The 26,753-nt window shown below is 49.2% G+C and carries 29 protein-coding genes; all 29 read right to left on the bottom strand.

The annotated features are described in order from the left end of the window. Window positions 1–351 precede the first annotated feature (351 nt). The 29 genes from proS to PXY01_RS06335 all read right to left on the bottom strand — a co-directional run bounded on the left by proS (window position 352) and on the right by PXY01_RS06335 (window position 26,744). The gene (proS, locus tag PXY01_RS06475; protein ID WP_127568470.1) at window positions 352–1,800 is read right to left on the bottom strand and encodes a proline--tRNA ligase; all 1,449 of its coding nucleotides are present in this window, start codon (window positions 1,798–1,800) and stop codon (window positions 352–354) included. Between the two features lie 8 nt (window positions 1,801–1,808). Next, window positions 1,809–3,101 carry an RIP metalloprotease RseP gene (gene rseP, locus PXY01_RS06470; protein ID WP_127568468.1) on the bottom strand — a complete coding sequence of 431 codons (1,293 nt, stop codon included), beginning with the start codon at window positions 3,099–3,101 and terminating at the stop codon, window positions 1,809–1,811. A gap of 108 nt (window positions 3,102–3,209) precedes the next feature. Next, window positions 3,210–4,352, bottom strand: coding sequence for a 1-deoxy-D-xylulose-5-phosphate reductoisomerase (locus PXY01_RS06465; RefSeq protein ID WP_127568466.1), 1,143 nt, complete (start codon window positions 4,350–4,352; stop codon window positions 3,210–3,212). Window positions 4,353–4,434: 82 nt separating this feature from the next. Further along, the gene (locus PXY01_RS06460; RefSeq protein WP_127568464.1) at window positions 4,435–5,229 is read right to left on the bottom strand and encodes a phosphatidate cytidylyltransferase; all 795 of its coding nucleotides are present in this window, start codon (window positions 5,227–5,229) and stop codon (window positions 4,435–4,437) included. A 20-nt stretch (window positions 5,230–5,249) separates the two neighbouring features. Continuing rightward, entirely contained in the window at window positions 5,250–6,014 is a 765-nt protein-coding gene (gene uppS, locus PXY01_RS06455) for an undecaprenyl pyrophosphate synthase (RefSeq protein ID WP_127568462.1), read from the bottom strand. Between the two features lie 58 nt (window positions 6,015–6,072). After that, window positions 6,073–6,627 carry a ribosome recycling factor gene (gene frr, locus PXY01_RS06450; protein ID WP_127568460.1) on the bottom strand — a complete coding sequence of 185 codons (555 nt, stop codon included), beginning with the start codon at window positions 6,625–6,627 and terminating at the stop codon, window positions 6,073–6,075. Then, window positions 6,627–7,355, bottom strand: a complete 729-nt coding sequence (gene pyrH / locus PXY01_RS06445; RefSeq protein ID WP_218028211.1) for a UMP kinase — start codon at window positions 7,353–7,355, stop codon at window positions 6,627–6,629. Before pyrH ends, frr begins: the two co-directional genes overlap by 1 nt. 111 nt (window positions 7,356–7,466) lie before the next feature. Further along, entirely contained in the window at window positions 7,467–8,117 is a 651-nt protein-coding gene (gene tsf / locus PXY01_RS06440) for a translation elongation factor Ts (protein ID WP_127568458.1), read from the bottom strand. A gap of 105 nt (window positions 8,118–8,222) precedes the next feature. After that, window positions 8,223–8,921: a 30S ribosomal protein S2 gene (rpsB, locus tag PXY01_RS06435; protein ID WP_127568456.1), complete on the bottom strand. Its 699-nt coding sequence runs from the start codon at window positions 8,919–8,921 to the stop codon at window positions 8,223–8,225. Between the two features lie 177 nt (window positions 8,922–9,098). Continuing rightward, window positions 9,099–9,782: a hypothetical protein gene (locus PXY01_RS06430; RefSeq protein WP_127568454.1), complete on the bottom strand. Its 684-nt coding sequence runs from the start codon at window positions 9,780–9,782 to the stop codon at window positions 9,099–9,101. Next, window positions 9,775–10,329 (bottom strand): hypothetical protein, encoded by a 555-nt coding sequence (locus PXY01_RS06425; protein WP_127568452.1) that lies wholly within the window; start codon window positions 10,327–10,329, stop codon window positions 9,775–9,777. The genes PXY01_RS06430 and PXY01_RS06425 overlap by 8 nt, the downstream gene beginning before the upstream one ends. Window positions 10,330–10,380: 51 nt before the next feature. Beyond that, window positions 10,381–10,704 carry a hypothetical protein gene (locus PXY01_RS06420; protein WP_127568450.1) on the bottom strand — a complete coding sequence of 108 codons (324 nt, stop codon included), beginning with the start codon at window positions 10,702–10,704 and terminating at the stop codon, window positions 10,381–10,383. Window positions 10,705–10,744: 40 nt separating this feature from the next. After that, window positions 10,745–12,151, bottom strand: a complete 1,407-nt coding sequence (locus PXY01_RS06415; protein WP_127568448.1) for a flagellar assembly protein A — start codon at window positions 12,149–12,151, stop codon at window positions 10,745–10,747. A 17-nt stretch (window positions 12,152–12,168) separates the two neighbouring features. Further along, window positions 12,169–12,957 (bottom strand): FliA/WhiG family RNA polymerase sigma factor, encoded by a 789-nt coding sequence (locus tag PXY01_RS06410; protein WP_127568446.1) that lies wholly within the window; start codon window positions 12,955–12,957, stop codon window positions 12,169–12,171. Between the two features lie 4 nt (window positions 12,958–12,961). Then, complete coding sequence (locus tag PXY01_RS06405; RefSeq protein WP_127568444.1) at window positions 12,962–13,399, bottom strand: hypothetical protein; 438 nt, start codon at window positions 13,397–13,399, stop codon at window positions 12,962–12,964. 1 nt (window position 13,400) lies between these two features. Continuing rightward, complete coding sequence (locus PXY01_RS06400; protein WP_127568442.1) at window positions 13,401–13,895, bottom strand: chemotaxis protein CheD; 495 nt, start codon at window positions 13,893–13,895, stop codon at window positions 13,401–13,403. Next, window positions 13,892–14,512, bottom strand: a complete 621-nt coding sequence (locus PXY01_RS06395; RefSeq protein ID WP_127568440.1) for a chemotaxis protein CheC — start codon at window positions 14,510–14,512, stop codon at window positions 13,892–13,894. Before PXY01_RS06395 ends, PXY01_RS06400 begins: the two co-directional genes overlap by 4 nt. 3 nt (window positions 14,513–14,515) lie before the next feature. Then, complete coding sequence (locus PXY01_RS06390) at window positions 14,516–14,977, bottom strand: chemotaxis protein CheW (RefSeq protein WP_127568438.1); 462 nt, start codon at window positions 14,975–14,977, stop codon at window positions 14,516–14,518. A gap of 14 nt (window positions 14,978–14,991) precedes the next feature. Next, window positions 14,992–17,070 carry a chemotaxis protein CheA gene (locus PXY01_RS06385; protein WP_127568436.1) on the bottom strand — a complete coding sequence of 693 codons (2,079 nt, stop codon included), beginning with the start codon at window positions 17,068–17,070 and terminating at the stop codon, window positions 14,992–14,994. 47 nt (window positions 17,071–17,117) lie between these two features. Then, complete coding sequence (locus PXY01_RS06380) at window positions 17,118–18,443, bottom strand: protein-glutamate methylesterase/protein-glutamine glutaminase (protein ID WP_127568434.1); 1,326 nt, start codon at window positions 18,441–18,443, stop codon at window positions 17,118–17,120. A 25-nt stretch (window positions 18,444–18,468) separates the two neighbouring features. Then, window positions 18,469–19,341, bottom strand: coding sequence for a MinD/ParA family protein (locus tag PXY01_RS06375; RefSeq protein ID WP_127568432.1), 873 nt, complete (start codon window positions 19,339–19,341; stop codon window positions 18,469–18,471). Beyond that, entirely contained in the window at window positions 19,334–20,686 is a 1,353-nt protein-coding gene (gene flhF / locus PXY01_RS06370) for a flagellar biosynthesis GTPase FlhF (protein WP_127568430.1), read from the bottom strand. Before flhF ends, PXY01_RS06375 begins: the two co-directional genes overlap by 8 nt. Then, complete coding sequence (gene flhA / locus PXY01_RS06365; RefSeq protein WP_127568428.1) at window positions 20,683–22,716, bottom strand: flagellar biosynthesis protein FlhA; 2,034 nt, start codon at window positions 22,714–22,716, stop codon at window positions 20,683–20,685. The genes flhF and flhA overlap by 4 nt, the downstream gene beginning before the upstream one ends. 16 nt (window positions 22,717–22,732) lie before the next feature. After that, window positions 22,733–23,842 carry a flagellar biosynthesis protein FlhB gene (flhB, locus tag PXY01_RS06360; RefSeq protein WP_127568426.1) on the bottom strand — a complete coding sequence of 370 codons (1,110 nt, stop codon included), beginning with the start codon at window positions 23,840–23,842 and terminating at the stop codon, window positions 22,733–22,735. A gap of 48 nt (window positions 23,843–23,890) precedes the next feature. After that, a complete protein-coding gene (gene fliR, locus PXY01_RS06355; protein WP_127568424.1) occupies window positions 23,891–24,682 on the bottom strand; it encodes a flagellar biosynthetic protein FliR in 792 nt (263 codons plus the stop codon). 13 nt (window positions 24,683–24,695) lie between these two features. Further along, window positions 24,696–24,965, bottom strand: a complete 270-nt coding sequence (fliQ, locus tag PXY01_RS06350) for a flagellar biosynthesis protein FliQ (RefSeq protein WP_127568422.1) — start codon at window positions 24,963–24,965, stop codon at window positions 24,696–24,698. Between the two features lie 20 nt (window positions 24,966–24,985). Beyond that, complete coding sequence (gene fliP, locus PXY01_RS06345; protein WP_127568420.1) at window positions 24,986–25,750, bottom strand: flagellar type III secretion system pore protein FliP; 765 nt, start codon at window positions 25,748–25,750, stop codon at window positions 24,986–24,988. Continuing rightward, complete coding sequence (locus PXY01_RS06340) at window positions 25,743–26,369, bottom strand: flagellar biosynthetic protein FliO (RefSeq protein ID WP_127568418.1); 627 nt, start codon at window positions 26,367–26,369, stop codon at window positions 25,743–25,745. Before PXY01_RS06340 ends, fliP begins: the two co-directional genes overlap by 8 nt. 12 nt (window positions 26,370–26,381) lie before the next feature. Continuing rightward, a complete protein-coding gene (locus PXY01_RS06335) occupies window positions 26,382–26,744 on the bottom strand; it encodes a response regulator (protein WP_127531897.1) in 363 nt (120 codons plus the stop codon). Between the last annotated feature and the right edge of the window lie 9 nt (window positions 26,745–26,753).

Raw genomic sequence — 26,753 nt, 5'->3', positions numbered from 1 at the left:
TCTCTAGTTGGTCAGGTGTATAGAGCCGCTTATCGTCCCTTCGGGACACGCTCTCCTTTACCGCTCGACCTGTAACTTCGCTCCGGCTCCTGCCGAGCTTCGTCTAGCTAAAAAGACAAAATAACTGCTTCATTCTAAAACCTTATTTCGACCTTCGTTGTCGAATCTTGTGCTCATCGTTTCTAATTATACTCGATTGTAATCCGTTTGGGGACGAAGGAATAAATGAAAGATGTTTTGCGTTACTTACAATTTGTTGAAAACAGGAAGATTGAGGAACTCCGCCGACATAAAAGAAACAAACGCGAATCCTCTGCTGCTGCAGAGGATTCGCGTTCAGTTCGTTACATATTAATAAGCTCTTGCAAATACGACCGTATGCTCGGCTTTCTCGCCACAGACGAGGCAAATCGATTTGTGAGAAGTCGGTTCGAACGGAATGTTTCGGCTTGTTGCGCCCGTTTCTTCCTTGACTGTCTTCTCGCATGCAGCCGAACCGCACCAGCCCGCTTCGACGAAGCCACGCTTGTTCTCAAGAAACGCCTTCATATCGTCGAGCGTATCGAGCGATTTGAAGTTGTCCTCGCGGAACTGTTTCGCGCGCTCGAACATATCGTTATGAATTTCTTCGAGCATCCGCTGTACTTCTTCGACCAGATTACTTTGCGAAACGACGCGTTTCTCACCCGAAATACGGGAGACGAGCACCGCTTGTCCGTTCTCGCAGTCACGAGGTCCGATTTCGATACGAAGCGGCACGCCGCGCATCTCATATTCATTGAACTTCCAGCCCGGGCTAACGTCAGAGCGGTCATCCACTCGAACACGAACGCCTGCTTGCTTCAATTGCGCGAACAGCTCGTCGACTCGTGGCATAACTACGTCACGCGTCTTCGGAGGCCCGATCGGAATCATAATCGCTTGCGTTGGCGCAACCTTCGGCGGCAGTGCCAAGCCGCGATCGTCGCCGTGTACCATGATAAGCGCACCGATCAGACGCGTGCTGACACCCCAAGAAGTCGTGTGACAGAACTGCAGCTGGTTCTCACGGTCAAGGAACTTGATGTCGAACGCTACTGCGAAGTTCGTGCCGAGGTAATGAGACGTACCGGCTTGAACAGCACGACCATCCTTCATCATTGCTTCAATCGAATACGTGTCCACTGCACCTGCGAATTTCTCCGAAGGCGTCTTCTGCCCCACGATGACTGGAATAGCCAGGAAATCCTGTACAAAATCACGGTAAACGTTGAGCATTCGCATCGTTTCCTCGCGCGCTTCCTGCTCCGTCTCGTGCGCGGTATGGCCCTCCTGCCAGAGGAACTCGCTCGTCCGCAGGAAAGGTAGCGTACGCTTCTCCCAACGGACCACATTCGCCCATTGGTTAATTAGCAGAGGCAAATCACGGTACGATTGAATCCACTTCGCATACATGTGGCCGAACATCGTCTCGGACGTCGGACGTACAGCAAGGCGCTCCTCAAGCTTCTCGCCTGCCGCTTCCGTTACCCAAGGGAGCTCTGGATTAAAGCCCTCAACATGCTCCTTCTCTTTCTGAAAGAAGCTCTCCGGTATAAACATCGGGAAATAAGCGTTACGGTGTCCTGTCTCCTTGAACCGACGGTCGAGGTCACGTTGAATATTCTCCCACAGCTCGTAGCCTTCGGGACGGAATACGATACAACCGCGAACTGGCGAATAATCCATCAGCTCCGCTTTCTTGATGACATCGATATACCAACGGGAAAAATCTTCGCTCTGCGGCGTAATTTCCGTTACAAAACCTTTCTCCTTCGCCATAAACGATCTTAATGCTCCCCTCTAAACAATCGCAATATATCATTATAGGTTACGACCAGCATTAACAGCATGATCATCGCAAAGCCGATAAAATGAACGAGACTTTCACGACTTGGATCGAGCGGTCTGCCCCGAACTGCTTCTAATCCGAGGAAAACCAACCGGCTTCCGTCCAGCGCCGGAATCGGCAGCAGATTGAAGATACCTAAGTAAAGGCTGAGCAGCGCAGCCCAGCTTGTCAGCTTCGTAATCCCTTGTGCTGCAATCTGACCTGTTACTTCTGCTGTTCGTACCGGCCCGCCAAGATCATCGATCTTGAACTGTCCCAATACTATCTTCTTGAACCCGTCAAATATTGCAATCGTCATTGATTTCATATATTCGCCGGACAGCGTAATCGTCTCACCGAACTTGGCAGGACGGGTCGGATAAGCGTACGAGATCCCTACCTTATAGCTAGCGGTTTCCTCTCCATCCAGCTTAATTAACTCCGGCGTAACGGATAAAGTTCGAAGCTCCCCGTCACGCAATACTTCCCAAGTCGTTGCCTTGCCTGAAGAAGCTGTTATAATCGCTCTGACCTTCTCTGTATCGATGCCAATAGCTTCGCCGTTGATGGAGCGGATTTCATCGCCGACCTTCAATCCTGCGTCATCGGCCGGCATATTTTTCTCGACTGTTCCGATCAGAATCTTATCCGGATTATCTACTGTCACACCCGACAGCTGAATGTAAATGCCAACGAGTACGAACGCGAGCACAAAGTTCATAAACGGTCCGGCAAAAATAGCAAGCGCTCGCTGTCCAATCGTCTTGCTGCCGAATTGGCGGTCAATTGGAGCAATTTGCGTTTCCCTGCCCTTTGAAATCATGAGCGCCTGAGGATGAACGCGATACGTCTCCTGCTCGCCGTCCACATCCAATGTAACCGATAGTTTCCGTTCAAGATCGATTGCGACGACCTCGCCGCGAATAACACCGCTTCGCTCATCCAGACGGTCCAGATACAGCTTGGTCACAGAATCGCCAGTAATCTTCACCGCTATAGTCTGACCCTCAGCGACATCGACAATCTCCGGATCCTCGCCCGCCATACGGACGAAGCCGCCGGCAGGAAGCAAGCGTAAGGTGTAACGGGTCTCTCCGCGCTTGAACGAAATTAGCTTTGGTCCGAATCCAATCGCAAACTCACGGACAAGGATACCTGCGCGCTTAGCGAAATAAAAGTGACCCCATTCATGAATCGTTACGATAACGAAAAACACGAGAACGGTCAAAAAAATGACCTGAATCATATGCATAGCTTGGAGCCTCCTGTTCCTGGTCCTATCTATAGCGCTATCGGTTTGGCTTGTTCTTAATTTATCATTATTCTGCCACCCGATACAAGAGAACCCATTCAGCTAGGTCTAAGCTGTAGACGAATGCCTTCGTGCCCAAGCATCTGCCTCCGCAATCACTTGTTCATCCGGCTGTTTAATCGCATCATGCTGCTCCAGCGTAGTCTCTACAATACGTTCAATATCTAGAAAACCGATTTCTTTCTTCAGGAAGCGGGCGACAGCCACTTCATTCGCTGCGTTGAACACCGTTGTTGCGGTCCCCCCTGTTCGACCGGCTGCATAAGCAAGCCGCATCATCGGGTATCGCTTCTCGTCCATCTCGCGGAAGTGAAGCGTTCCGACTTTCGCGAGATCCAGCCGCTCTGTCGGGGTGACACGCCGCTCTGGATATGTAAGTGCATATTGTATTGGAATGCGCATGTCGGGCAGTCCTAACTGCGCCATTACGCTGTGATCCTTGAACTCCACATAGGAATGAATAATACTCTCCGGATGGATAACAACGCCAATATCATCATAGTCGATATCATATAACCAGCGGGCTTCGATAACTTCAAGCCCCTTGTTCGCCATGGTCGCCGAGTCAATCGTAATTTTAGCGCCCATCGACCAGTTCGGATGCTTAAGCGCTTGTTCGACTGTCACAGCTGTAAGTTCATCTCTTGAACGGTCACGGAACGAGCCACCGGACGCGGTCAGCGTAATCCGTTTAACAGACTTGCGGCTTTCTCCGTTCAAGCATTGCAAAATCGCTGAATGCTCACTGTCGATCGGCAAGATAGGGACGCCATTCTGCTCAGCAAGCGACATGACTAGATGGCCAGCCGTAACGAGCGTTTCTTTGTTCGCGAGCCCTATTGCTTTTCCTTCACGAATCGCCGCTAATGTAGCGCTTAGTCCACGGCTGCCGACGATAGCGGTTACGACCATGTTCGATTGGCCTGCGGCAGCAAGCTCGATCAAGCCCTGCTCCCCATATAACACTTCAGTTCCCGACGGAAGATACAGCTTAATCTCGTCTGCTGCAGCTTTGGTCGCGACACATACTCTCTTCGGCCGGAATTGTTTCACTTGCTCCAGAAGCAATGCCGTGTTGTTTCCGGCTGACAGCGCCTCGACCTCGTACCGTTCTCGATCATGTGCAATAACATCAAGCGTCTGCGTACCAATCGAGCCTGTCGATCCGAGTATCGTTACAATTGTTGTCATGTTCTTAATCCTCCGTCTAGACTACTGGATCATGCTTCACCATACTGAATACATAGCTCGGTAGCTTAATCTGACTCCCTGGTTATCCGGGAAGAATTTCGGTTATGACGAGCAAAGGAAAGACGATAATCCAGCTGTCGCAACGATCCAACACGCCGCCATGTCCCGGCAGCAGCGTACCAGAATCTTTGATACCACGTACCCGTTTGTAGGCGGATTGAATCAGGTCACCGAGTTGACCAGCTACTGCGCTAATTGCAGCGATGCCAATCGCCGTTCCGATATTGATCCAGTTCGGAGCGCACCATGCAAAAATTAGACCAATAATTAGCGACAATACAATGCCGCCAATGGAGCCTTCAATCGTTTTATTTGGGCTGATCGACGGCCACAGCTTATGTTTGCCGATTGCTCGTCCGACGAAGTAGGCACCTATGTCAGATGCCCATATACAGCCAAACGCCAAGAACGACAAATACAGTCCGTGCGATTCGCTAGAACGGACTGTCAGCATAGCGTCGAAGCCGAATCCGACATAAAGCGAGCCAAGCAGCAGAAGCGATGCGCCGTCGATCGTCAATTTATTTTTGGTCAATACGGTAACAGATAGCAGCGCAAACATGAGCACCCAGATGACCGTTAAAAGATTCGGCTGATTGACATTGAACAGCTCCCAAGGCAGTACGATAAGGATTACCCCTGCGAACCCAAGCAGAGACGCAGGGTGGAATAGACTGATTCCGTTCATCGTTACATATTCTCGATAACCAATCAACGCAAGCAGAACGATAAGCGCGGCATAAATCCAGTCACCGGCCACGATCGCGCACGCAAATACGGCTCCGGCTATAACGCCAGTTACGATCCGCTGTTTCACCTTGTTCACTCCATTATTCGTTACAAGCCGCCGTACCTGCGCGCGCGGCGTTGATATTCCGCGATCGCTTCGTAAAAGTGATTTTCCGAAAAGTCAGGCCAATAGACGTCTGTAAACCACATTTCGCTATATGCCAACTGCCAAAGCATAAAGTTACTCAATCTCAGCTCACCGCTCGTGCGGATAAGCAGATCAGGGTCGGGCATTCCACTTGTGAAAAGCCGCTCCTCGATGATCGATTCGTCAATTTGCTCTGGTGTTAATTGTCCATCCCGTACTGCTTCAGCGATTAGCTTAACTGCGTCGGTCATTTCCTTACGACTGCCATAATTAAGAGCAAAGTTAAGGATTAGTCCTGTGTTGCTCGCGGTCTTTGCAATCGCCTCTTCTAACGGAGCAATGGTATATTCAGGAAGTGCTTCACGATGTCCCATTACGCGTACCTGCACGTTGTTAGCAATTAACTCATCTAGTTCAATCGCCAGAAATTCTTGTGGAAGCCTCATTAGAAAGTCGACTTCTGCTTTCGGACGCTTCCAATTCTCCGTCGAGAACGCATATAGCGTCAAATATTTGACACCAAGACGATCGGCAGCCATCGTAATTTGTTTGACAGCCTTCATGCCAGAATGATGGCCTGAGATACGGGGCAGCCCGCGGCTTTTGGCCCAACGTCCGTTGCCGTCCATAATAATGGCAACATGTTCTGGCACATTGTCAGCCGCCAAATTATGATCCGTATCGGATGACGGTTTGACGAACTTGCTCCACAATCGATCGATCATCCGGGACTCCTCCTATGATACAACAAACCCCACCTGTCGGAGGGGCAGCAGCATCTATTTAGACTTCCATAATTTCTTTTTCTTTAGCGGAGAGCACTTTCTCAACCTCGGCTACAAAACGATCCGTCATCTTTTGAATATCGTCCTGATGACGACGGGATTCATCCTCAGAAATCGATGTTTTTTCCAGTTTTTTGATGTCATCATTCGCATCGCGTCGAATGTTACGGATAGCAACCTTCGCTTCTTCGCCATATTTCTTCGTGAGCTTCACAAGCTCCGAACGGCGTTCTTCCGTAAGCGGCGGAATCGACAGTCGAATCGTGCTGCCATCGTTCGATGGCGTCAAACCAAGATCCGATTTCATAATCGCTTTCTCGATCGACGAGACAGATGATTTATCCCATGGCTGCAGCAGCAACGTACGCGAGTCAGGCGTATTGATGTTAGCCAATTGATTTACCGGCGTCATAGCACCGTAATATTCAACTTGAATTCGATCAAGCAGCGCAGGCGTCGCGCGTCCCGCACGAAGCGTAGACAGATCACGTCTTAAAGCGCCGATCGCTTTCTCCATCCGTTCCTCTGCATCCTTCTTAATCGCTTGAGGCACTAGTTGACACTTCCTTTCACAATCGTTCCAATTCGCTCGCCAAGAATAACACGTTTAATATTGCCGGATTCCGTAATCGAGAATACGATAAGCGGAATATTGTTATCCATACAGAGTGATGAAGCGGTAGAATCCATTACGCCCAAGTTTTTGTTAAGCACTTCCATGTACGTAAGCTGGTCGTATTTCTCAGCAGTTGCATCCTTAAATGGATCAGCGGAATATACACCATTCACCTTGTTCTTCGCCATGAGAATGACTTCCGCCTCTATTTCAGCAGCGCGAAGCGCAGCCGTCGTATCAGTCGAGAAGAACGGATTGCCTGTACCTGCTGCAAAAATGACGACACGGCCTTTCTCCAGGTGACGGATAGCCCGTCTACGAATATAAGGCTCCGCGATCTGCTGCATTGCAATCGACGTCTGAACGCGGGTAGGTACTCCAATTTGCTCCAGTGCATCCTGAAGCGCCAATGAGTTCATTACCGTCGCCAGCATACCCATATAGTCAGCCGTAGCGCGGTCGATGCCTTTAGCTGTTCCAGCGATGCCCCGCCAAATGTTGCCGCCTCCGACAACAATGGCAACTTCGACATTCAGCTCAACAACTTCTTTCACTTGCTCGGCGATAGAAGAAATAACGGAGGCTTCAATTCCATATCCGCCCTGTCCGGCCAGCGCTTCGCCGCTCACCTTCAGTACTACGCGTTTAAAAACCGGTTGTTCCATCTTATTCATAACCTCCATCTTGCTCCTCATCAATTGATGAGATTATGTGCCATGATCGCCGGGCATACAAGAGGGCGGGGCCAATACCCCGCCCCGCCGCTGTAAGTACGATTACAGTTTAGCTTGCGACATAACTTCTTCTACGAAGTTGTCAACTTTTTTCTCCAAGCCTTCACCGAGCTCATAGCGAGCAAAGCGACGGATCGAAATATTCTCGCCGATCGTGCTAATTTTTTCATTGAGCAGTGTCGAGATTTTTTTGTCCGGATCTTTGATGAACGGTTGCTCGAGGAGGCAGAACTCTTCGTAATATTTGCCAATACGGCCTTCAACCATTTTCTCAACGATGTTGGCTGGTTTGCCTTCGTTAAGCGCTTGGTTTCTCAGAATCTCGCGTTCTTTCTCAAGATCTTCAGCCGAAACCTCTTCGCGGCGAACATATTTAGGATTAGCCGCTGCAATTTGCATTGCAATGTCGCGTGCGAACTCACGGAATTGGTCTGTCTTCGCAACGAAGTCCGTCTCGCAGTTAATTTCGACGAGGACGCCAATACGGCCGCCTGCGTGAATGTACGATTCGACTACACCTTCCGTAGCGATACGACCTGCTTTGTTAGCTGCAGCCGCCAAGCCTTTCTCACGAAGAAGCGCTGTTGCTTTTTCGATATCACCGTTCGCTTCGTCCAGAGCTTTCTTGCAATCGAGCATACCTGCGCCCGTTTTTTCACGCAGTTCTTTAACTGCACTCGCACTTACTGCCATACTATTACCTCCTGAATATACGTTCTTCATTCATGTTCGAAAAAAGGGCGGTGAGGAGGCGTAACACCTTCTGACCACCCTTTCTTGTTGTATGCCGAGTATACGTTACGCTGTCGTTTGCTCGCCTTGGTTCGCTTCCACGATAGCGTCAGCCATCTTCGAAGTGAGCAGCTTAACTGCACGAATAGCGTCGTCATTACCTGGGATGACATAGTCGATTTCGTCCGGATCGCAGTTCGTATCAACGATACCTACGATTGGGATACCAAGCTTGCGAGCCTCCGCTACTGCGATACGCTCTTTACGCGGGTCGATAACGAACAGCGCGCTTGGCAAACCTTTCATACCTTTGATGCCGCCGAGGAATTTCTCGAGACGGTCTTTTTCTTTGCGAAGAATGATAACTTCTTTCTTAGGGAGAACTTCAAACGTGCCGTCCTCTTCCCATTTCTCAAGCTGTTTCAGACGGTCGATACGCTTTTGAATCGTTTGGAAGTTCGTCAGCGTGCCGCCGAGCCAGCGTTGGTTGATGTAGAAGTTGCCGCAACGAGTTGCTTCTTCTTTAACAGAGTCTTGAGCTTGTTTCTTCGTACCGACGAACAGTACCGTGCCGCCTTCTGCAGCAACAGACTTAATGAAGTTGTACGCTTCGTCAACTTTTTTGACCGTCTTTTGAAGGTCGATGATGTAAATGCCGTTTCTTTCGGTGAAGATATAACGATCCATTTTCGGATTCCAACGACGAGTTTGGTGACCGAAGTGAACACCAGCTTCGAGAAGCTGTTTCATGGAGATTACCGCCATATCCACTACACCTCCTATAAAATGGTTTTGGAATTTCCTCCGCCCGTCGCATCTCCCATCAAAACTTACCGTCCCGGCAAGCACCGTTGATGGAATTAACAGGGCGTGTGTTTTAACACCGTCAACTAATATATCACAAATAAAAACGCCATGCAAGCGAGCATGACGTGTTTTTTATCAAGATTTCGACTTTATTCGATTCGCCTGTGCTTCAGTCAGCGGCTGGCTTGTGATCGTGTTAATTGTCTCTTCGAGCGTCGGCTGTCCGTTGAACACAAAATAACCGGCCCTTACAAGCTTTTTGCTGTTCTTCATCTGCTTGATAAATTTGCTTTCGCTCGTAATAATACCTTTGTCGGAGAGCAGTTCGGCTGTCTCAGTAAGATTCATCCCCGGCTCAATCCGAATGACGATCGCAGCTGCCTTCTCATCCGCTTCCGGAAGAGACGGCTCCTCTATTTGATCGGATGCAGGCTGCTCAGGCTTAGTAGCCGCTCCAGAAGCAGGCAAAGTCGGTTCTTCAGGTGCAGCTGCACTCTCATTACTAGATTGAGCAGTAGGCTCAGACGGTTGTTCCGGCGAAGAAGGCTGTTTCGGCTGGGCAGGCTCAGACGGATTCTCAGACGTCTTGCTTTCAACAGCTTCATCTATATCACTGGACTGCTCTGCCTGATTCTCAGTAGCAGCCTCCTTCTTAGCCTCGTCGATTAACTGCTGCACTTCTTGCTCGGTATACAGCTTCTCATCCGAATTCAAATACTCAGAAGGCTCCTGCTGACCGGTAATCATGAGCTGAAGCAGCAAGCCACCGACGATGATGCCAGATCCGAAGCCTACAAGAAAACGACGCTCCTTAAGCATGTGCGCCCTCCTCCTGCTTCGCGAGCTGAATAATTAGCTGAACCTCACCTTTATTCTTCCCAATCTTGCGTGCAACAGCTTCGATCGATTTGCCTTGATCATACAATTCGAACAGCTCCGGATAACGACTGCGAATTGATGGTCGATTCAGCTCCGGCTCCACAGCAGCTGTCCCATGCTGTTCATCTGCAGCAGATGCGGGTGCTGTCTCCGGCTGCGGGACTACAGGCACATTAACGCCGGAAGCCGCCTGAACGAGCGATTGCTGGAGCTTTATCTCCAGATCGGCACAGCGGCTTTCCAAGTCGGCTATGCGCTTCTCACGTAGCGCCAACTGGCGAGCATTGTCCTCTTGGGACTGCTTAACGAGCTCAACAAGCTCACGGTTATCCGACTCCATATTTTCCATAAATTGCTCTAGCGCAATCTCCATGTTCATCGTTGATTTGGCTGAAGGTTCGTCCTGCTTCGGACGCGGCCGGGTTAAGCCGAATACGACGATAAACGCGCCTAACAAAACAACATAGCCCCATGGCGCCATATTCATATCATTTCACCTGCTTCTTGCTGCAGCGGAATAGCTACAGCATGCTGCTATTTACATCGATAGATCGATCGATTTGCCTTTGTACGGATGGACGGCAGGCTGGATATGATCAGACAGCTCTTGATGGGTGGGATCGCCTTCCCGCTTACGTTCCTTATTATTCTTCGATTGCTTGGCGCCCCCATCTCGAATAGCTGATTCCGACGTTTTCTCCAGCTTTTCATTACGGGTGCGTGCACGAGCTTGTTCTCGTGCTGCTTGGTCTGCAACGAACAGCTGATCGGTAGTCGGCTTATGCATCGTATGACTGTGACTAACCGACATTTCAGGTATCCGGGCTACCGATGTCTGAAGATCGATGGAACGATAGGTCATCCTCGCACTCTCCTCTCTTCATGCGTTATGCATCGGTTTCCTAGTACGAAACCATTGCAACCTCGCCGTCCTTCAAACGAAACGAAATTCGATTCGCCGAATCCTTCACAAATCGTGTATAGCGGCCGATTACGATCTTCGTCCCAGCGTAACACGTATTGGCCACATCAATTCGGGCAATGTCCGTTTCCTCAAGCGTCTTCTCAATTTCGAATATGCGCTCGCGGCTTTCATCGATCTGTTCCATCGTCTTCCTCTTAGTAGCATTAAGCTTTATGCGAAGAGCCATTTTATCCTCGGATAACTGTCCGCTTAGCGCAAGTTGGTCCAAGAGGCCAAGAGCCTTCTCCGTCTTATCTAACGAATCTGTCATCTGACGAAGCGACATCTTTAGATCTTGCAGCTCACCGCGCAGTTCCGGACGTACGCCGACCTCAATGGACGTAGCAGTTGACATCGTATTGCCAATAGTCCGTGCCACTACACGCTCTCCAGCCTGGATTGATCCGCCGACAATTAATCCTTTGGCACCGGTGCATAACACCTGCTTCCCTGCTTTGAGCTGCGAGTGCATAATACTCTGGGAAACAGTGATCGTATCGCCAGCGATCAGCTTACCGTCTTGAACGAAAGATAATTTAATATTTTTGCCGGCTTTCAGATAACCTTTATCCCCGGCCATAACGCCTCCAGTAATTTCAATGGAACCTTCTGCCTCAATTTCCGCCCCTTCCACACCGCCAATTACACGAATATCACCGGATGCTTTAACACGGAATCCAGTCAGCACGTTACCGCGAATAACGACCGTCCCGACAAAATTGATGTTGCCCGTCCGATAATCAACGTCGCCATTGACTTCATAGACCGGAAACACATTGATTTTATCATTCTCTGTCTTCGTCAGCTGACCATCAATAGCGGCATACATTGCCGTCTGCTCCGCATTAAGAACAACGTTCTTGCCAACCTTAAAGCGTCCTTCCTTGCCGTTACGTCCAGCCAGCTCAACGCCTGTTACGCTCATGCCCGCGCGTCCCATCGTCGCTTCCACTTTCTCAGCGATCAACTGCCCTCGCTTAACGTTATTGATTCGTTGCACTTCCTTTAGATCTACGGTCCCGTCAGATGCTTCAACCGGGCGATGGCCCTGCTCATCGCCCAAGTCGATAACAAAACGTATATAGCCGTCCTCTCCTTGCTGAGGCGGATCTCCGGAAGCGATAAGTGTCTGATTATATAAGTAGTCTTTCGGATTTTTGGCAATTTTATGAATAACATCATATTGCAATCCATACACGACACCGTTGCTCTTCACAAATCGTTCCAGAGCTTCGGGCGAACATTCGAAAGTATCATCGGCACGGTTAAACTGCAAATAAGCAGAAAGTTTATCCGGCGCGATTTGGATCCGTATGAACGACTCCAAATTGTATGCCTCAGCCACGACGGCTCCTCCTTGAATTAAGTATTTTGGAGCAATTGATCTTTATGTTTAGCTAAAGCTCCGCGAAGCCGCAGTATAGCTTTCGAGTGAAGCTGTGATATCCTAGAAGGCGATAACGACATCACTTCTGCAATTTCGCTGAGCGATAATTCCTCGTAATAAAATAGAGATACGACCGTCCGTTCCTTCTCCGTCAGACGTTCGATACCTTTCACAAGCGATTCCTTCAAATAATACTCATGTACTTTATAATCCGGGTTTTTCGCTTTCTCGTCAATTAATAAAGACAGTCTCGTCTCAGACTCCTCCTCGCGGATCGGGTCCTCTAACGAACATATCGTCGTCACGGCAATTTCTTGCAGCATGACATTGTACTCTTTCTCAGTGATGTTCAAATAATTGCTAATCTCCGCGTCTGTAACCGAACGCAAATATTGTTGTTCTAAATGCTGATACGCTTCTTCAATCTTTTTGGCCTTGTCCCGAACTGATCTAGGCACCCAGTCTCCTTGACGAAGTCCGTCAATGATTGCACCGCGAATACGCCAGGACGCATACGTTTCAAATTGCAATCCGCGCTCGTAATCGAACTTCTCAATCGCATCGATCAGCCCCATTACACCGTTGCTGTACAAATCATCCTTCGATACCGTCTTCGGTAGTCCAATCGCCATTCGGCTTGTCACATAATCAACCAGTGGCAAATATTGTTCAATGAGTTGCTTCTTCGCTTCGATGTCCTTTTCCGATTTCCATTTGCGCCATTTCTCGATGTTAGACAAATGAGGCGTTTTCGGCTCAATCATCGTCTCAGCCTCCCGTCATGTGACGTATTGCTTTGGCTAGTTCTTCCGGTTCTTTATTTTGCGTTGACACAAGCTTAGGCGGATTCAACGGTTGAAAACCGTTCGATCCGGTATCCGCCTGTGCCGCAGCAGACTTTGTCGAGTTCGGTTTCAGCAAGTCGTGCAGCGCTTCTGTTTCGTCAGGCGTAACCGCCTCGAATGCACTAGCTTGTCCCGACTGGTTGTCTTGCGTAACGGAACGGCTCACCGGAATAGAAGGCTGCGGCGTTAGTGCAAGCTTCAAGATCGCCCTGAACAAATAAGCCGCCAAGAAAAATGCGCCAAACGCATACACAGCTCTCATGCAACTAACAGCAAGCGTGTTCCCATTCAATGAGAACAACAATGTCAGCACACTTCCTGCCGCTCCGAAACCAATATTCCAGCGCCATGTTCCAATCATGTTAAATCTCCTTTATTCCAAACTGAACACTTCGAATCGTTAGAATGCCGGTACGGCTGTCCATTTCGATTGTACGCCCGTAATTCGCTCCTGTATCTTCCGCCCGAATTGGGATAGATGTCAATTGCAGCGCATGCTTGCAAGATTCGATGTTACGAGGTCCAATCCGCATCGTGTCGCTCTGTGAAGCAAACGCGAACATTTGTGCTCCTCCAGCTAATTTGGCTACCATTCGCTTTACGGATGCTCCGGCTTCTTCCATACGAGCGATTAGAGCAGGTACAGCGGAATCCGCATATTTAGCAACATTGAAGGATGACTCCTTAGCAATTTCAGAAGAGGGAAGCATTATATGAGCCATTCCCGCAATGCCGGCAACTGAATCATACAAGGTTACACCAACACACGATCCTAACCCTGTCGTTCTTATTAGAGCGCCATCTGTTGCAATATTCATGTCAGCCATACCGACCTTTACCGTTACTTGCTGCATCATTCGGCCGTAACCCCTAGCGCTCGGAATATTTTGTTGAAGGAATCAGGATCCGGTATGAAGAAAAAATGCCCCTCCAGCAAGTCCCTGCCCTCTAAAAAGGATGTCTCGATCAGCAGTGCAGAATCGCCCATTTCGCCAAATTGCAGCAAACCGTAAGATAATATAGCACCTGCCATATCCACTGCTACGGCCGGTACAGCCGGCATTAGCGATAAACCAGTGAAATCAGCCAGAGACGATAAATAAGAACCGCCCAAGATGTTGCCAATCTCACATAGCGCGGACAGCTCCATCTCAGAATATCCTTCCTGCTCTCTAATTTCGAACGACATAAGCTGGTGCATGATTCGCTTTGCCGAAGGCTCTTCGATAATAAAGAACATGTTGCCAGGCGCATCGCCTTCTACTCGTAAATAGACAGCGATCACGATCTGTTCAGATCCACCGACAATATCGGCGATTTGCTCGAAAGGAAGCAGCGAAACTTGCGGAACCGCCATGTCAACAGGTTTGTCCAGCAGACGGGACAACGCAGTTGCTGCGTTGCCCGCCCCGATATTGCCGATTTCCTTCAGAACGTCCAGTTTGAAGGCTCCAATACCGTACACCCCGCTCACGGTCTATACCTCTAACTGTTCGAGCTGAATAATTTCTTTGCGGTTCAATACTTCCGACAAATTAAGCATGATGAGCAGCTGACTGTCTCCAATCTTCGCAATACCTTGCAAATATTTAGCTTTAATACCGCCAATAACTTCCGGCGGGCTGTCAATCATATCGGAGTCGATATCAATGACATCATTCGCCGAATCTACGATAAAGCCAACCTCCAGTTCGTTAGCTGCAACAATAATAATGCGTGAATTTTCTGTTGCTGCCGTCTCCTCTAATCCAAAGCGGCCTCTCAAATCGAGAACAGGAACAACGATACCACGAAGATTAATTACCCCTTTAATAAAACCTGGCGCCTTTGGAACTCTTGTAATCGGCTGCATCCGTTCAATTGTGCGTACTTTATCAACCTCGATACCGTACTGTTCCTCACCAAGCGCGAAAACGATTACTTTCAATTCTTCTCCCATGCGTATTCCCTCCTCTATTTAATGAAAGCATTCGGATCGATAATAAGTGCAACTTGGCCATCGCCAAGAATCGTAGCTCCTGATATCGCCTTAATAGCTGGCAAGTAGTTACCGAGCGACTTCAAAACGATTTCACTCTGACCGATAAACGAATCAATCATGAGTGCGGCAAGCTTATCATTCTTGCGAATAACAACGATTTCCGTTTCTTCCTCTTCATCCTCGCGGTAATCCGGCACGTCCAGCACAGTTGCAAGCGAAACGACAGGGATAACGGTTCCTCGGAATTCAATCATCTTACTGCCTTGAACGGTAGCGATGCTGTCTCGCTTAATAATACCGGTCTCAACAATCGACGAGAGCGGGATTGCGTATTTCTCCGAGCCCATTTGAATGAGCATCGCCGAGATGATGGACAGTGTAAGCGGCAGCTGGATCGAGAATATCGTGCCTTTACCCTGCTGCGAACGAATGGTTACATGGCCGCCAAGCGATGTAATCTTCGTTTTGACGACGTCCAGACCAACACCGCGACCGGATATATCCGATATTTTATCAGCGGTACTGAAGCCTGGTGCGAAGATAAGCATTTGTGCTTGCTCTTCCGTTAACTTGTTCGCTTCTTCCTCTGACAGAACGCCGTTCTTCACAGCAATTCGTTTTACTTTGGCTGCATCAATACCATTGCCGTCATCTTCGACCTCTATAAAGACGTGATTACCACTGTGGAACGCACGCAAATTGACAGTACCTGTTTCCGACTTGCCTGCAGCGACCCGATCGGCCGGCATCTCAACCCCGTGGTCAAGTGAGTTACGAAGCAAATGAACGAGCGGGTCGCCAATTTCATCAATAACCGTCCGGTCAAGCTCAGTTTCAGCCCCGGTAATGACAAGATCAATTTTCTTCTCCAGCTGCTTCGCAATGTCGCGTACCATTCGAGGGAAACGGTTAAATACCGATTCGACCGGCACCATCCGCAGCTTTAATACGATATCCTGCAAATCCGAGCTGACGCGAGTCATATGCTCGACCGTCTCAATCAGATCGCTTCGTTTGATTTCGCTCGAGAGCTGCTCTAGCCGGACTCTATCAATTAGAAGCTCGGATAACAGATTCATCAGCGAGTCAAGCCTGTCGATATCGACGCGAATCGTTCGGCTCGCGACGGCCGTTCCCGCTGCAGCGGTCTGTGTTCTCGCGGCGGGCTTTGGACGTGCGGCATCATCTTTAGCTTTCTCTACTGGAGCTGGTGCAGGAGCAGACTGAGTGGCAGCCTGCTTCTGCTGCTGACTGCTTGCCCCCGGCCCGTACATTTGCAGCGACTCGGCATCGAGTGACACGACTTCTGCAGACTCAACTTCAGAAACCGATTCAATCAGCTTCTTCAGTTCGTCAGCGTTCGTATTGGAGATTGTGAAGACGATAAACGAGCGGTCGAACTTCTCCTGCTCCAAGTCTTGTACGGACGGTTCAGACTTCACCACTTCTCCGTTGTTTTCAAGTACGTCAAATACCATATAGGCACGAGCTGCTTTCAGAACGCAATCTTCACGCAGCGTCACCTTTATGTATAAAGCGCTGTTACCTGATTCAATCGACTGCTTCAAGACGGATTGCTGGAAAACGTCGAGCAGTGCGCCACTGGATGTGTTTACTCCACCGCTCGTCGGCGCTGAACTTTCTGCAGACGGCTGCGAGTCCTTTGAATAATCGCCTTTCACGATCGACTGCAAAGCAGCCACAATACTGCTTACATCCGCTTTACCTGTTCCGCCGCCAACGATATCCTGAACCATCGCTTCGAGCGCATCCAATCCTTTAAACAATGTGTCAAAAATAAAGCTGTCCATCGCGAGCTTGCTATTGCGTACAAGATCCAGTACGTTCTCCATCTCGTGAGTCAGCGATGCGAGATCCTCAAATCCCATCGTCGCGGACATCCCTTTGAGTGTATGTGCTGAACGAAAAATGACTTGAACGATGCTGATATCACCAGGATCGTTCTCTAGCTTAAGCAAATTTTCGTTGAGCGCTTGCAGATGGTCATTCGATTCATCAATAAACATTGATAAATATGCGTTCATGTCCATGCCCCGACACCTCCGTTAGTTACTTCGCCTATCGTGTACTTGCCTGTTTAATGCTGTCCTTGCTTGCTTAGTGCGTTTACTACAAAGCCTGCAATTCGAGGAAGCGGGAGCACGTTGGTAGCTGCGCCGAGCTCGATAGCCGAGCGCGGCATACCGTATACGATGCACGTTTGCTCCGACTCCGCCACCGTCGTCTTCGCACCGCTGTCACGAAGCGCCTTCATCCCTTTCGCTCCGTCGCTGCCCATTCCCGTCATGATCACTGCGTGACGGTTCAATTCCGGAAACTGAACAGCGGATTCGAACAATACGTCGACGGAAGGCCGATGACCATTTCGCGCTTCATCAAGTGTAAGCTTCACGTAGTAGCCGTTTCGATCCTTAGCCAACTCCATGTGATAGCCGCCCGGAGCAATATATACGCTGCCAGTCTCAACTCTCTCCCCTTGTACAGCTTCCGTAACGCGTACAGCGCTGAATGCATCTAGCCGTTGGGCTAGCGAGCGGGTAAAATTAGGCGGCATATGCTGCACAACTAGTACTGGTGCTTTAAGCCGCGGCGGCAACGAGCTGATCACCTCATGGAGCGCCTTCGGTCCGCCAGTAGATGTTCCGATCAGTACGATACTGTCGAATACTGTAGATCCTCTAGGCTTACTCGTTGCAGAAGGTGCTGCAGCAGGCTCCACCGGTGGCGGTGCTTCTTTACTTCGTCGCACCGGACCGCTGGAATCTGCTGGTGGAAGCTTCTTAATTACAGGTTGCGCGGCAGGCCCTTTGTGTGCAGCAGATACGCCTGAATTTTTACTAACCGGCTTAGCTATACTCTTGCCACCCCCACTTCGAGGTGGAGCTCCCGGTAGCTCGGCTTTCACCGAAGGATTATCCCTCGGACGAAGCCGTTCTTCGTTAAGCGGAACGACTTCCTCAATGCGTGACGTTTTCTTTGCTTCCGGTTTCAGACGGTTACGTCCAACTAACACTGCAATTCTCAGCTTATCACGCAGCTGCTCGCCGACTTGATCAATATCAACAGAACCATCAATCGCCGGCTTACGGATAAAATCGAAAGCGCCGCTTTGCAAGGCTTTAATTGTATCCCGCGTGTTTTCTTCACTAATCCCGGACAACATAATAACGGGAAGCGGTCTAAAGCTCATAATTTGTTTCAAAGATTCGAGTCCATTCATGACGGGCATTTCCAAGTCCATCGTCACGGCATCCGGCTTAAAAGCTTCGATCGCATCGATAGCTTCTTTGCCATTCTGAGCAGTGGCGACGACCTCAAACTGTTCATCTTTCGTTACGAGATCAGATACGATAGCCCGCATGAAAGGAGAATCATCCACTACAAGTACGCGATACGGCATCATGGAAGCCCTCCCGTAATCCAAAGGATTATTTCATCAGCCTAACCATCTTGTGCAGAAATCCTTTGATACCACCGTTTGTCGGTTCACGAAGCGCCGGCATATCGAGGAAAGTTCTTGCTATTGATTGAATTCCTTTTGATGCACTGCACGTCGGATACGCAATGGTGAATGGAGTTTGCTGCCTCACGGCTTTGCTAACATTCGGATCATCAGCAATTACACCGAGCAGTGGAACCTCAATCCCCATAAACTTACGCGCAGCCATCGCAATTTTGTCCGCTGTCTGCCTTCCCTCCATCGCGTCCATCACACGGTTAATGACAAGGCGGAATGCTGGCTCATGTCCGAAGGAACGAACCATCTTCATCAGTGCATAAGCATCGGTTATGGCGGTAGGCTCGGGCGTTGTGACGACAATCGTCTCGTTCGCCGCCGCAATTAGCGCGGCGGCTTCTTTGGACAAGCCCGCGCCTGTATCGAACAATAAGTAATCATATTTGCCCTGCAGGTTGTCGAGTTGCTCAATAAATTTATTGAGCTGCATATCCGATAACTGCAGTAAATCCTTCAACCCAGATCCTCCGGCTACAAAATGTAAGCCTTGCGGACCGAGCTGGATAATATCCCATATGGTTTTGTCCTGCTGCAGCAAATGATAAATGGAATACGTAGCGTTATGCCCCATTAATACATCTAAATTTGCCATGCCGATGTCGGCATCGAACACAAGCACGGTTTTACCAAGCTGTTGTAAGGCAAGAGCAAAATTCAAGCTGAAATTTGATTTGCCTACGCCTCCCTTGCCGCTCGTTACCGTCAAGATACGCGTTCCTCGTCCTGCTTGCAGCTTCTCTCTGTTGCGTACCAGGTTACGCAGCGTCTCAGCTTGATCATGCATCGGTCGAATCCCCTAGCAGCAATGCAATATAGTCCTCAGCACGGAACAAATCGATATCGTCCGGAACAGTCTGCCCGCTCGCGATATATACGGGCTGTAAGCCATATTCCATCACGATATTCAGTAACGAACCATACACAGTCGTTTCGTCGAGCTTCGTGAAGACGGCCAGCCGTACTCCGTATGGAATAAACCGCTGTGCAATGACAGCCATATCGCTCGTTCTGCCTGTGAGGCTCATGACTAAAAATGCTTTACCCGAGTGGTGTGTATTTAACAGGCTGTTCACTTCGGATACATGCAGCTCACTCCGATAATTTCGGCCCGCCGTATCCATAAAGATAAGGTCGCATTCCTCAAGGCGTTCGAACGCACGCGGAACTTCATTCGGTGAGAATACAACTTCCATCGGAACGTTCAAAATATTCGCATACGTTCGCAGCTGATCGACCGCCGCTATTCGGTACGTGTCCGATGTAATGAAACCGACTTTCTGGCCTCTCTTCAATGTTTGTTCAGCTGCCAGCTTCGCTATCGTGGTCGTCTTGCCAACGCCAGTTGGTCCAACGAAGTAAATAGCACGATCCGACTGTTCAATGCCAGGATGCTCGTATGGCTTAAGCCAGCCGGTCAATACTGCTGCTGCACGCTGCCAAAGCTGATTAGCATCTGTTAAATCGAGTCCCTCTTCAGCCTGCTGTATAAGCTGATCAATTAATTTGTCAATCCATACGGCCGAAACCTCCTGCTCTTCCAGCCGTGCACGAAGCTGCTGAACCGTCTCGGGCTGCATATCCTGCTCCTTCTGACGAGACAGCTTCATGATCCATTCTTTCATATCTTTTATTTCATTAATTAATGCTGCTTCTATCGCTCTCGGGTTGTCCTTCTTGACTAACGGATTAGTAGTCACTGGCACAGCCTCGCCAGTCTCGCCGGGCAATTTAGCCTGAGACGCCGCTCCCTGCAAAAGCGCCGCTGCCCGCTCCGCATGAAGCTTCGGATCGGGCCGGTCCAAAACCGCTGTTGAAGCGGCAGCAGAATTTCCGCTATTGGTTACATTCCTTGCTTTGCCGGCATATGCAGCAGCTGCTGAACTAGCCGTACGTACTGGAACTGCTGCTGCTTTCGTTGAAGCAGCGGAAGCAGTCTTGACAGGATTAGGCTTAGAAGCTCCAGATTCGACCGCAGCGACAACTTCAGTCATTCGCTTGCGGAACATCCCCATGAAGCCTCCAGTCTTAATATCTTTCGTGCTTAGTATGACGGCATCTTTACCTAGTTCACTGCGAATAAGTGGTAGCGCTTCGGATACTTCGTTAACCAAGTAACGCTTTACTCTCACAGATTCACCACCCCGACGCTTTGTACTTCAATATTCGGCTCCAGCTCACTGTAGGACAATACCGGAATATCCTGCATCGTCCGCTCTACCAGCTTCCGCAAGTACATCCTAATCGTAGGAGAGGCAAGTACAACCGGTTGATTGCCAGATTGAATTTGCTTCGATACTTGCTCAGAGAGCTTCTGATAAATTTGCTGGGTTGCAACCGGATCGAGCGATAAGTAGCTGCCTTGCTCAGACTGCTGCACGGCTTCGGCAATTTTCTTCTCGAGTGTCGGTCCGACCGTAATGACGCGAAGCATTTCACCGTTCGGCGAAAACTGCTGCGTAATTTGACGCGAGAGCGATTGTCTAACATATTCGGTCAGCACGTCCGTATCTTTCGTATAGGCGCCTTGATCCGCAAGAGTTTCGAATATTGTGACAAGATCGCGAATCGATATTTTTTCTTTAAGCAGCTTGGCAAGCACCTTCTGAACATCGCCGATCGTAAGCACATTCGGTATAAGCTCGTCGACAAGTGCCGGATAGTTCTCCTTCACGTTCTCGACCAGCGCTTTCGTCTCTTGACGACCAATCAGCTCATGTGCATGGCGCTTAATAATTTCGGTCAAATGTGTTGCTACGACCGATGGTGGATCGACAACCGTATAACCAGACAGCTCAGCACGTTCTTTCATCGCTTCGTCAATCCACAACGCCGGAAGACCAAAAGCAGGTTCGGTCGTCTCGATACCGACAATGGACTCATCATCAAAGCCTGGGCTCATCGCTAAATAGTGGTTAAGCAGCAGATCGCCGCGAGCAACCGTGTTGCCCTTAATTTTTATTACATATTCGTTCGGCTTTAACTGAATATTATCCCGTATCCGGATTACCGGTACAACGAGCCCCAACTCTAGAGCACATTGCCGCCTTATCATAATGATCCGGTCAAGCAAATCGCCGCCTTGCTGCGCATCTGCCAGCGGAATAAGACCATAGCCGAATTCGAATTCGATCGGATCGACCTGCAAAAGACTGATGACGCTTTCCGGACTTCGCACTTCCTCGATTTGCTGCTCCTCGACAAGCATTTCCTCTTCCTCCTGCTGCTTATTAAGATTCTTCTGCAGCCGCCATCCGCCAAACGCGAGTATCGCAGCGATCGGAAGCGTACGGAACCAGCCGATTGGAGTAAAGAAGCCGAGAAGCGCAATCGTTCCTGCAACGATGTAAAGCAGCTTTGGATATCTTAGCATTTGACCAGATAGATCATCCGCTAGGTTACCCTCAGACGAAGCACGTGTAACGATCATGCCGGATGCTGTCGAAATAAGCAATGCCGGAATCTGGCTGACGAGACCGTCGCCGATCGTTAGAATCGAGTATGTATGCATAGCATCAGAGAAGTCCATATCGTGTATGGCCATACCAACGATGAAACCGCCAATTAAGTTAATGAACAAAATGACGATTGCGGCAATGGCATCACCCTTGACGAACTTACTTGCGCCGTCCATTGCGCCGTAGAAGTCAGCTTCCCGTTCGATTTTGGAACGACGGTCCTTCGCCTGCTGCTCGTTAATGAGTCCGGCATTTAGATCGGCGTCGATACTCATCTGTTTGCCGGGCATCGCATCGAGCGTAAACCTTGCTGCCACTTCTGCAACGCGCTCCGAGCCTTTCGTGATAACGATGAATTGGACGACAACTAAAATGAGGAAGACAATAAATCCAACTGCGATCTCCCCGCCTGCCACCCAATTGCCGAAGGTTTCGACGACCTCGCCCGCTTCATGGCGGGCTAATATGTTGCGTGTCGTCGAAACGTTCAGAGCGAGCCTGAATAGTGTTGTAATTAAGAGTACAGATGGAAAGATCGAAAATTGCAGCGCATCCTTCGTATTCATGGATATGAGCAAAATCATGAGCGCTGCAGAAATATTAATGATGAGAAGCACGTCCATTAGGAGCGTTGGGACGGGAATAACCATCATGAGCACGATGCCGATGATGCCGATCAGGATGACCAGGTCCCTTGGTTTCATGAAGTGTTCCCCCGTTTCAAGATGATTTCACTCGACCTTTCAGCTTATATACATATGCCAGCACTTCAGCCACCGCTTGAAACAGATCCGAAGGAATCGAATCGCCGATTTCCGATCGGTCGTACAGCGCTCTGGCGAGCGGCTTGTTTTCCATCGTAATGACGCCGTGCTCCTTGGCTTTTTCCCGTATACGCAGTGCCACGTAATCCATACCTTTGGCAATTACGACCGGGGCTTCCATCTTGGAAGCATCGTACTTCAGGGCGACGGCGAAGTGTGTCGGGTTCGTAATGACGACATCGGCCTTCGGCACTTCCTGCATCATCCGCTGAATGGCCATCTTCCGTTGACGTTCTCGAATTCGTCCTTTAATCAGCGGGTTACCTTCGGTCGTTTTGAATTCGTCCTTAATATCCTGCTTAGACATCTTCAAGCTTTTGTTATGCTCATATTTGTTATAGAAGTAGTCTGCGATCGCAAGCACGACGAGTACTGCCCCAACTTCAATACCAAGCTTTAGTGCTATACCACCTGTAAAGCTGAGTAGATAAGTAACAGGAAGCGTATCCAGTTGAAGTATGCGTCCCCATTCGCTTTTTAAGGTTATAAATACGATGAGACCAATAACAATCAGCTTCAGCATATTTTTGAGAAACTCGACAAGCGTCTTCAGGGATAGCATTTCCTTAACATTCTTTAACGGATTGAGCTTGCTGAACTTCGGCGCCAATGACTTCCCTGTCAACAAGAACCCAACCTGCATATAACCGGCCAATAGAGCTACGACGACGGCAATTGCGAACACCGGCGCCAGTATGATTAGCATTTCGGTCAGCAGTTCCGTAAACAGCGACATCACATTGCCGGTCGTCAGCTCCATCGTCAGCCAATCCTCGAATAAATCACCGAATAACGATAGAAGCCTGCTCTTGTAATAAGGACCGATCATGGCAAAGCTCATGAATACGAACAAAAAGATGAAGGCTCCTGGCAACTCGTTGGATTTGGCGACCTGCCCTTTCTCACGAGCCTCACGCTGCTTCTTCGGTGTTGCTTTCTCGGTCTTCTCCTGGTTAAACAGCTGAAGATCGAGCTTCAATCGATACTGCGGTCTGCTCGCTGTCATGCGGTCACCTCCTACATTGGGCGCTGGTGCCTTCAGTCAGACCGTTCATTATCCGGCATCCGGTCTCTTCATCATGGCAAGCAGACTATTCAATCGATCAAACATGGCCGTGAACAAATGCTCTAGTACTCCCGACATCGTCGGTAGAACAAGTACGAGCATAAACAATCCTAAGAGGATCTTTAGCGGCATGCCGATTATGAATACGTTATATTGCGGCGCTGTCTTCGCTAGGAAGCCAAGTGCTACGTCTGTCAGAAACATCGCAACTAGAATCGGCGATGCAATCTGGAAAGCCAGCATAAACGTTTCGGTAAACGTGACAGCGATGAAATTGGATACTTTGCCGTCATAGATTTCTGAGAACAGGTCGTTATCGAGCGGCAGCCATTGATAGCTGTCCATTAAGGATGTCAACAAGTAATGATGCCCGTTCATCGATAAGAAGACCAGAATCAGAATCATATACTTCAAATTACCCATGATCGGTGATGCTGCCCCGGTAAGAGGGTCGACGACGTTAGACATGGCGAAGCCCATTGAGATGTCCATTAAGGCACCGGCCGTCTGGACAACCGTGAAGAACAAATAGACGACAAAGCCTAGAAGCAGACCGACTAATACTTCGCGAAAAACAAGCAATATATATGTCGCATCCAATACAGCGGTTTCCTTCACTCCGTAAGTAAGAAAAACGATTAGCGAAATGAAGAAGCCAAGACCGATCTTAAAGGTTGTTGGAACTCCACGCATAGAGAAGACCGGGGCGACGACGAAAAATGCTGTCATTCGACAAAAGATTAGCAAAAAAATAGGGAACCCCTGTTCGATCAGCTCCATTCTTTTAACCAGCCTATCCGATGTATTTGTACAAGTTATTCAAAATGTTATACGTAAAGTCGACCAGCGTATTCAGTATCCACGGTCCGAAGAAAATCATGGCCACGAATACAGCTACGATCTTCGGCACGAACGCAAGCGTCTGTTCCTGAATATGTGTCGTCGCTTGAAAGATACTGACAATCAAGCCAACTGCAAGGCCGATGACTAGCATTGGTGCGCTTGTCTTCAAAATGATGAATACCGCTTCACCAGCCAACCCGATAATAAATTCCGCACTCATCGCATGCTCGTTCCTTTCCGCTAGGTCATATTAAAACTCATTAGCAGCGACTTGACGACCAAGTACCATCCATCGACGAGGATGAACAGCAAAATCTTGAACGGCAGCGAGATCATGACCGGTGGCAGCATCATCATCCCCATCGCCATCAGCGTACTGGAAACGATCATATCAATAATTAAGAATGGGATAAAAATCATAAAGCCCATCTGAAACGCTGTTTTAAGCTCACTTATCGCATATGCAGGAACGAGAACCGTAATCGGGATATCCTGATAGCTTTCCGGTTTCTCCGTCTTCGTATATTTGATAAAGAGCAGCAAATCCTTCTCACGGGTTTGCGAGAACATATACTTCTTCATCGGCTCTGCCGCTTTCTCAAGCGCCTGTGTCTGAGTGATTTCACCTTTCAAATACGGTTGAAGAGCAACATCGTTCACTTGGGCAAGTGTAGGCGACATGATGAAGAAGGTAAGAAACATCGCAAGGCCGATCAACACCTGGTTAGGAGGCATTTGCTGAGTACCGAGCGACGTCCGAACAAATCCAAGCACGATGACGATTCGGGTAAAGCTTGTCATCAGTACGAGAATTGCCGGCGCGATGCTAAGTACGGTCAGCAGCAGCAGGATCGATATTGCACTAGTGCCTGGCGTCGCTGAATCAGAGCCGTCACCAATATCAATGCTAATATTCGGCAGCGGTTCCGCATAAGCATGGGATTGAAACAAGCCCCACAACACGAGCTGCACAACGCCGGCTGCAACTATCCATTTTTTATTCATCGTCCATCAACCGATCGCTTTGATTTGAGGAGCGAAGCAGTGTTTCGACCTGCTGTTTGCGCTGCGACTGCTCATCCAGCTTCTGGCGCAGCATGAGCTCGAAATCTGGCCCTTCGTTCGATCCCTTCGACTCGGAGCTTGCTTGATTGCCACGATTGCGGAATCGGTTCATCAGATCCGAGAACGCCGCTGAATTCCAGCCCGCGCCGCTCGTTTGTTCCATCTCTTGAATAATTCTAGCCGCATCCACCGCATCATCGATCCGGTCGATTAATTTGACGTCATCGCCAACACCGACGACATAAACCTTGCCGGCTAACTCAACAACTTGAATGGACTTGTTCTGTCCTAGAGGAATTCCACCGAGTGCGCGGAGCGCTCGATTCGTCCCCCATCCTCTGTTACGGCGTGCCAAAAACTTGATTGCAAAAATGATAAGTCCGATAACGACTGCAAGTGCGATCAGTACGGTTACGAGATTCCCTGTCATACTGCCATAAGTCGCAGGCTGTACCGTATCCGATTTCTCCAGTCCTTCGGACGCCGCGGCAGCCCTCAATGCCGTCATAGGCATTATGGCTGTCGCGAGCGCCGCGATTCGAATCTGGTTCTTCTTCATAATAAGAATGGCCTAACCGAGTGTTTTCTTAATGGCTTCAATTACCCGGTCTGCTTGGAACGGCTTCACGATAAAGTCTTTTGCGCCTGCTTGAATCGCATCGATAACCATCGCTTGCTGACCCATTGCGGAGCACATAATAACTTTAGCGTTCGGATCGATCTTCTTAATTTCTTTCAGAGCGACGATTCCGTCCATCTCCGGCATCGTAATATCCATCGTCGTCAAGTCCGGCTTCAGCTCCTTGAACTTCTCAACAGCTACCGAGCCATCCGGCGCTTCTCCGACAACTTCATATCCGTTCTTCGTCAAAATATCGCGGATCATCATACGCATAAATGCTGCATCATCTACGATCAAAATACGGTTTGCCATCGTTCAAAT

The organism is Paenibacillus xylaniclasticus (assembly GCF_004001065.1).
In the GTDB taxonomy this organism is placed as follows: Bacteria; Bacillota; Bacilli; order Paenibacillales; family Paenibacillaceae; genus Paenibacillus_T; species Paenibacillus_T xylaniclasticus.
Note: the sequence above shows the minus strand (reverse complement) of the source record. Positions and strands in the feature narration are given on the sequence as shown.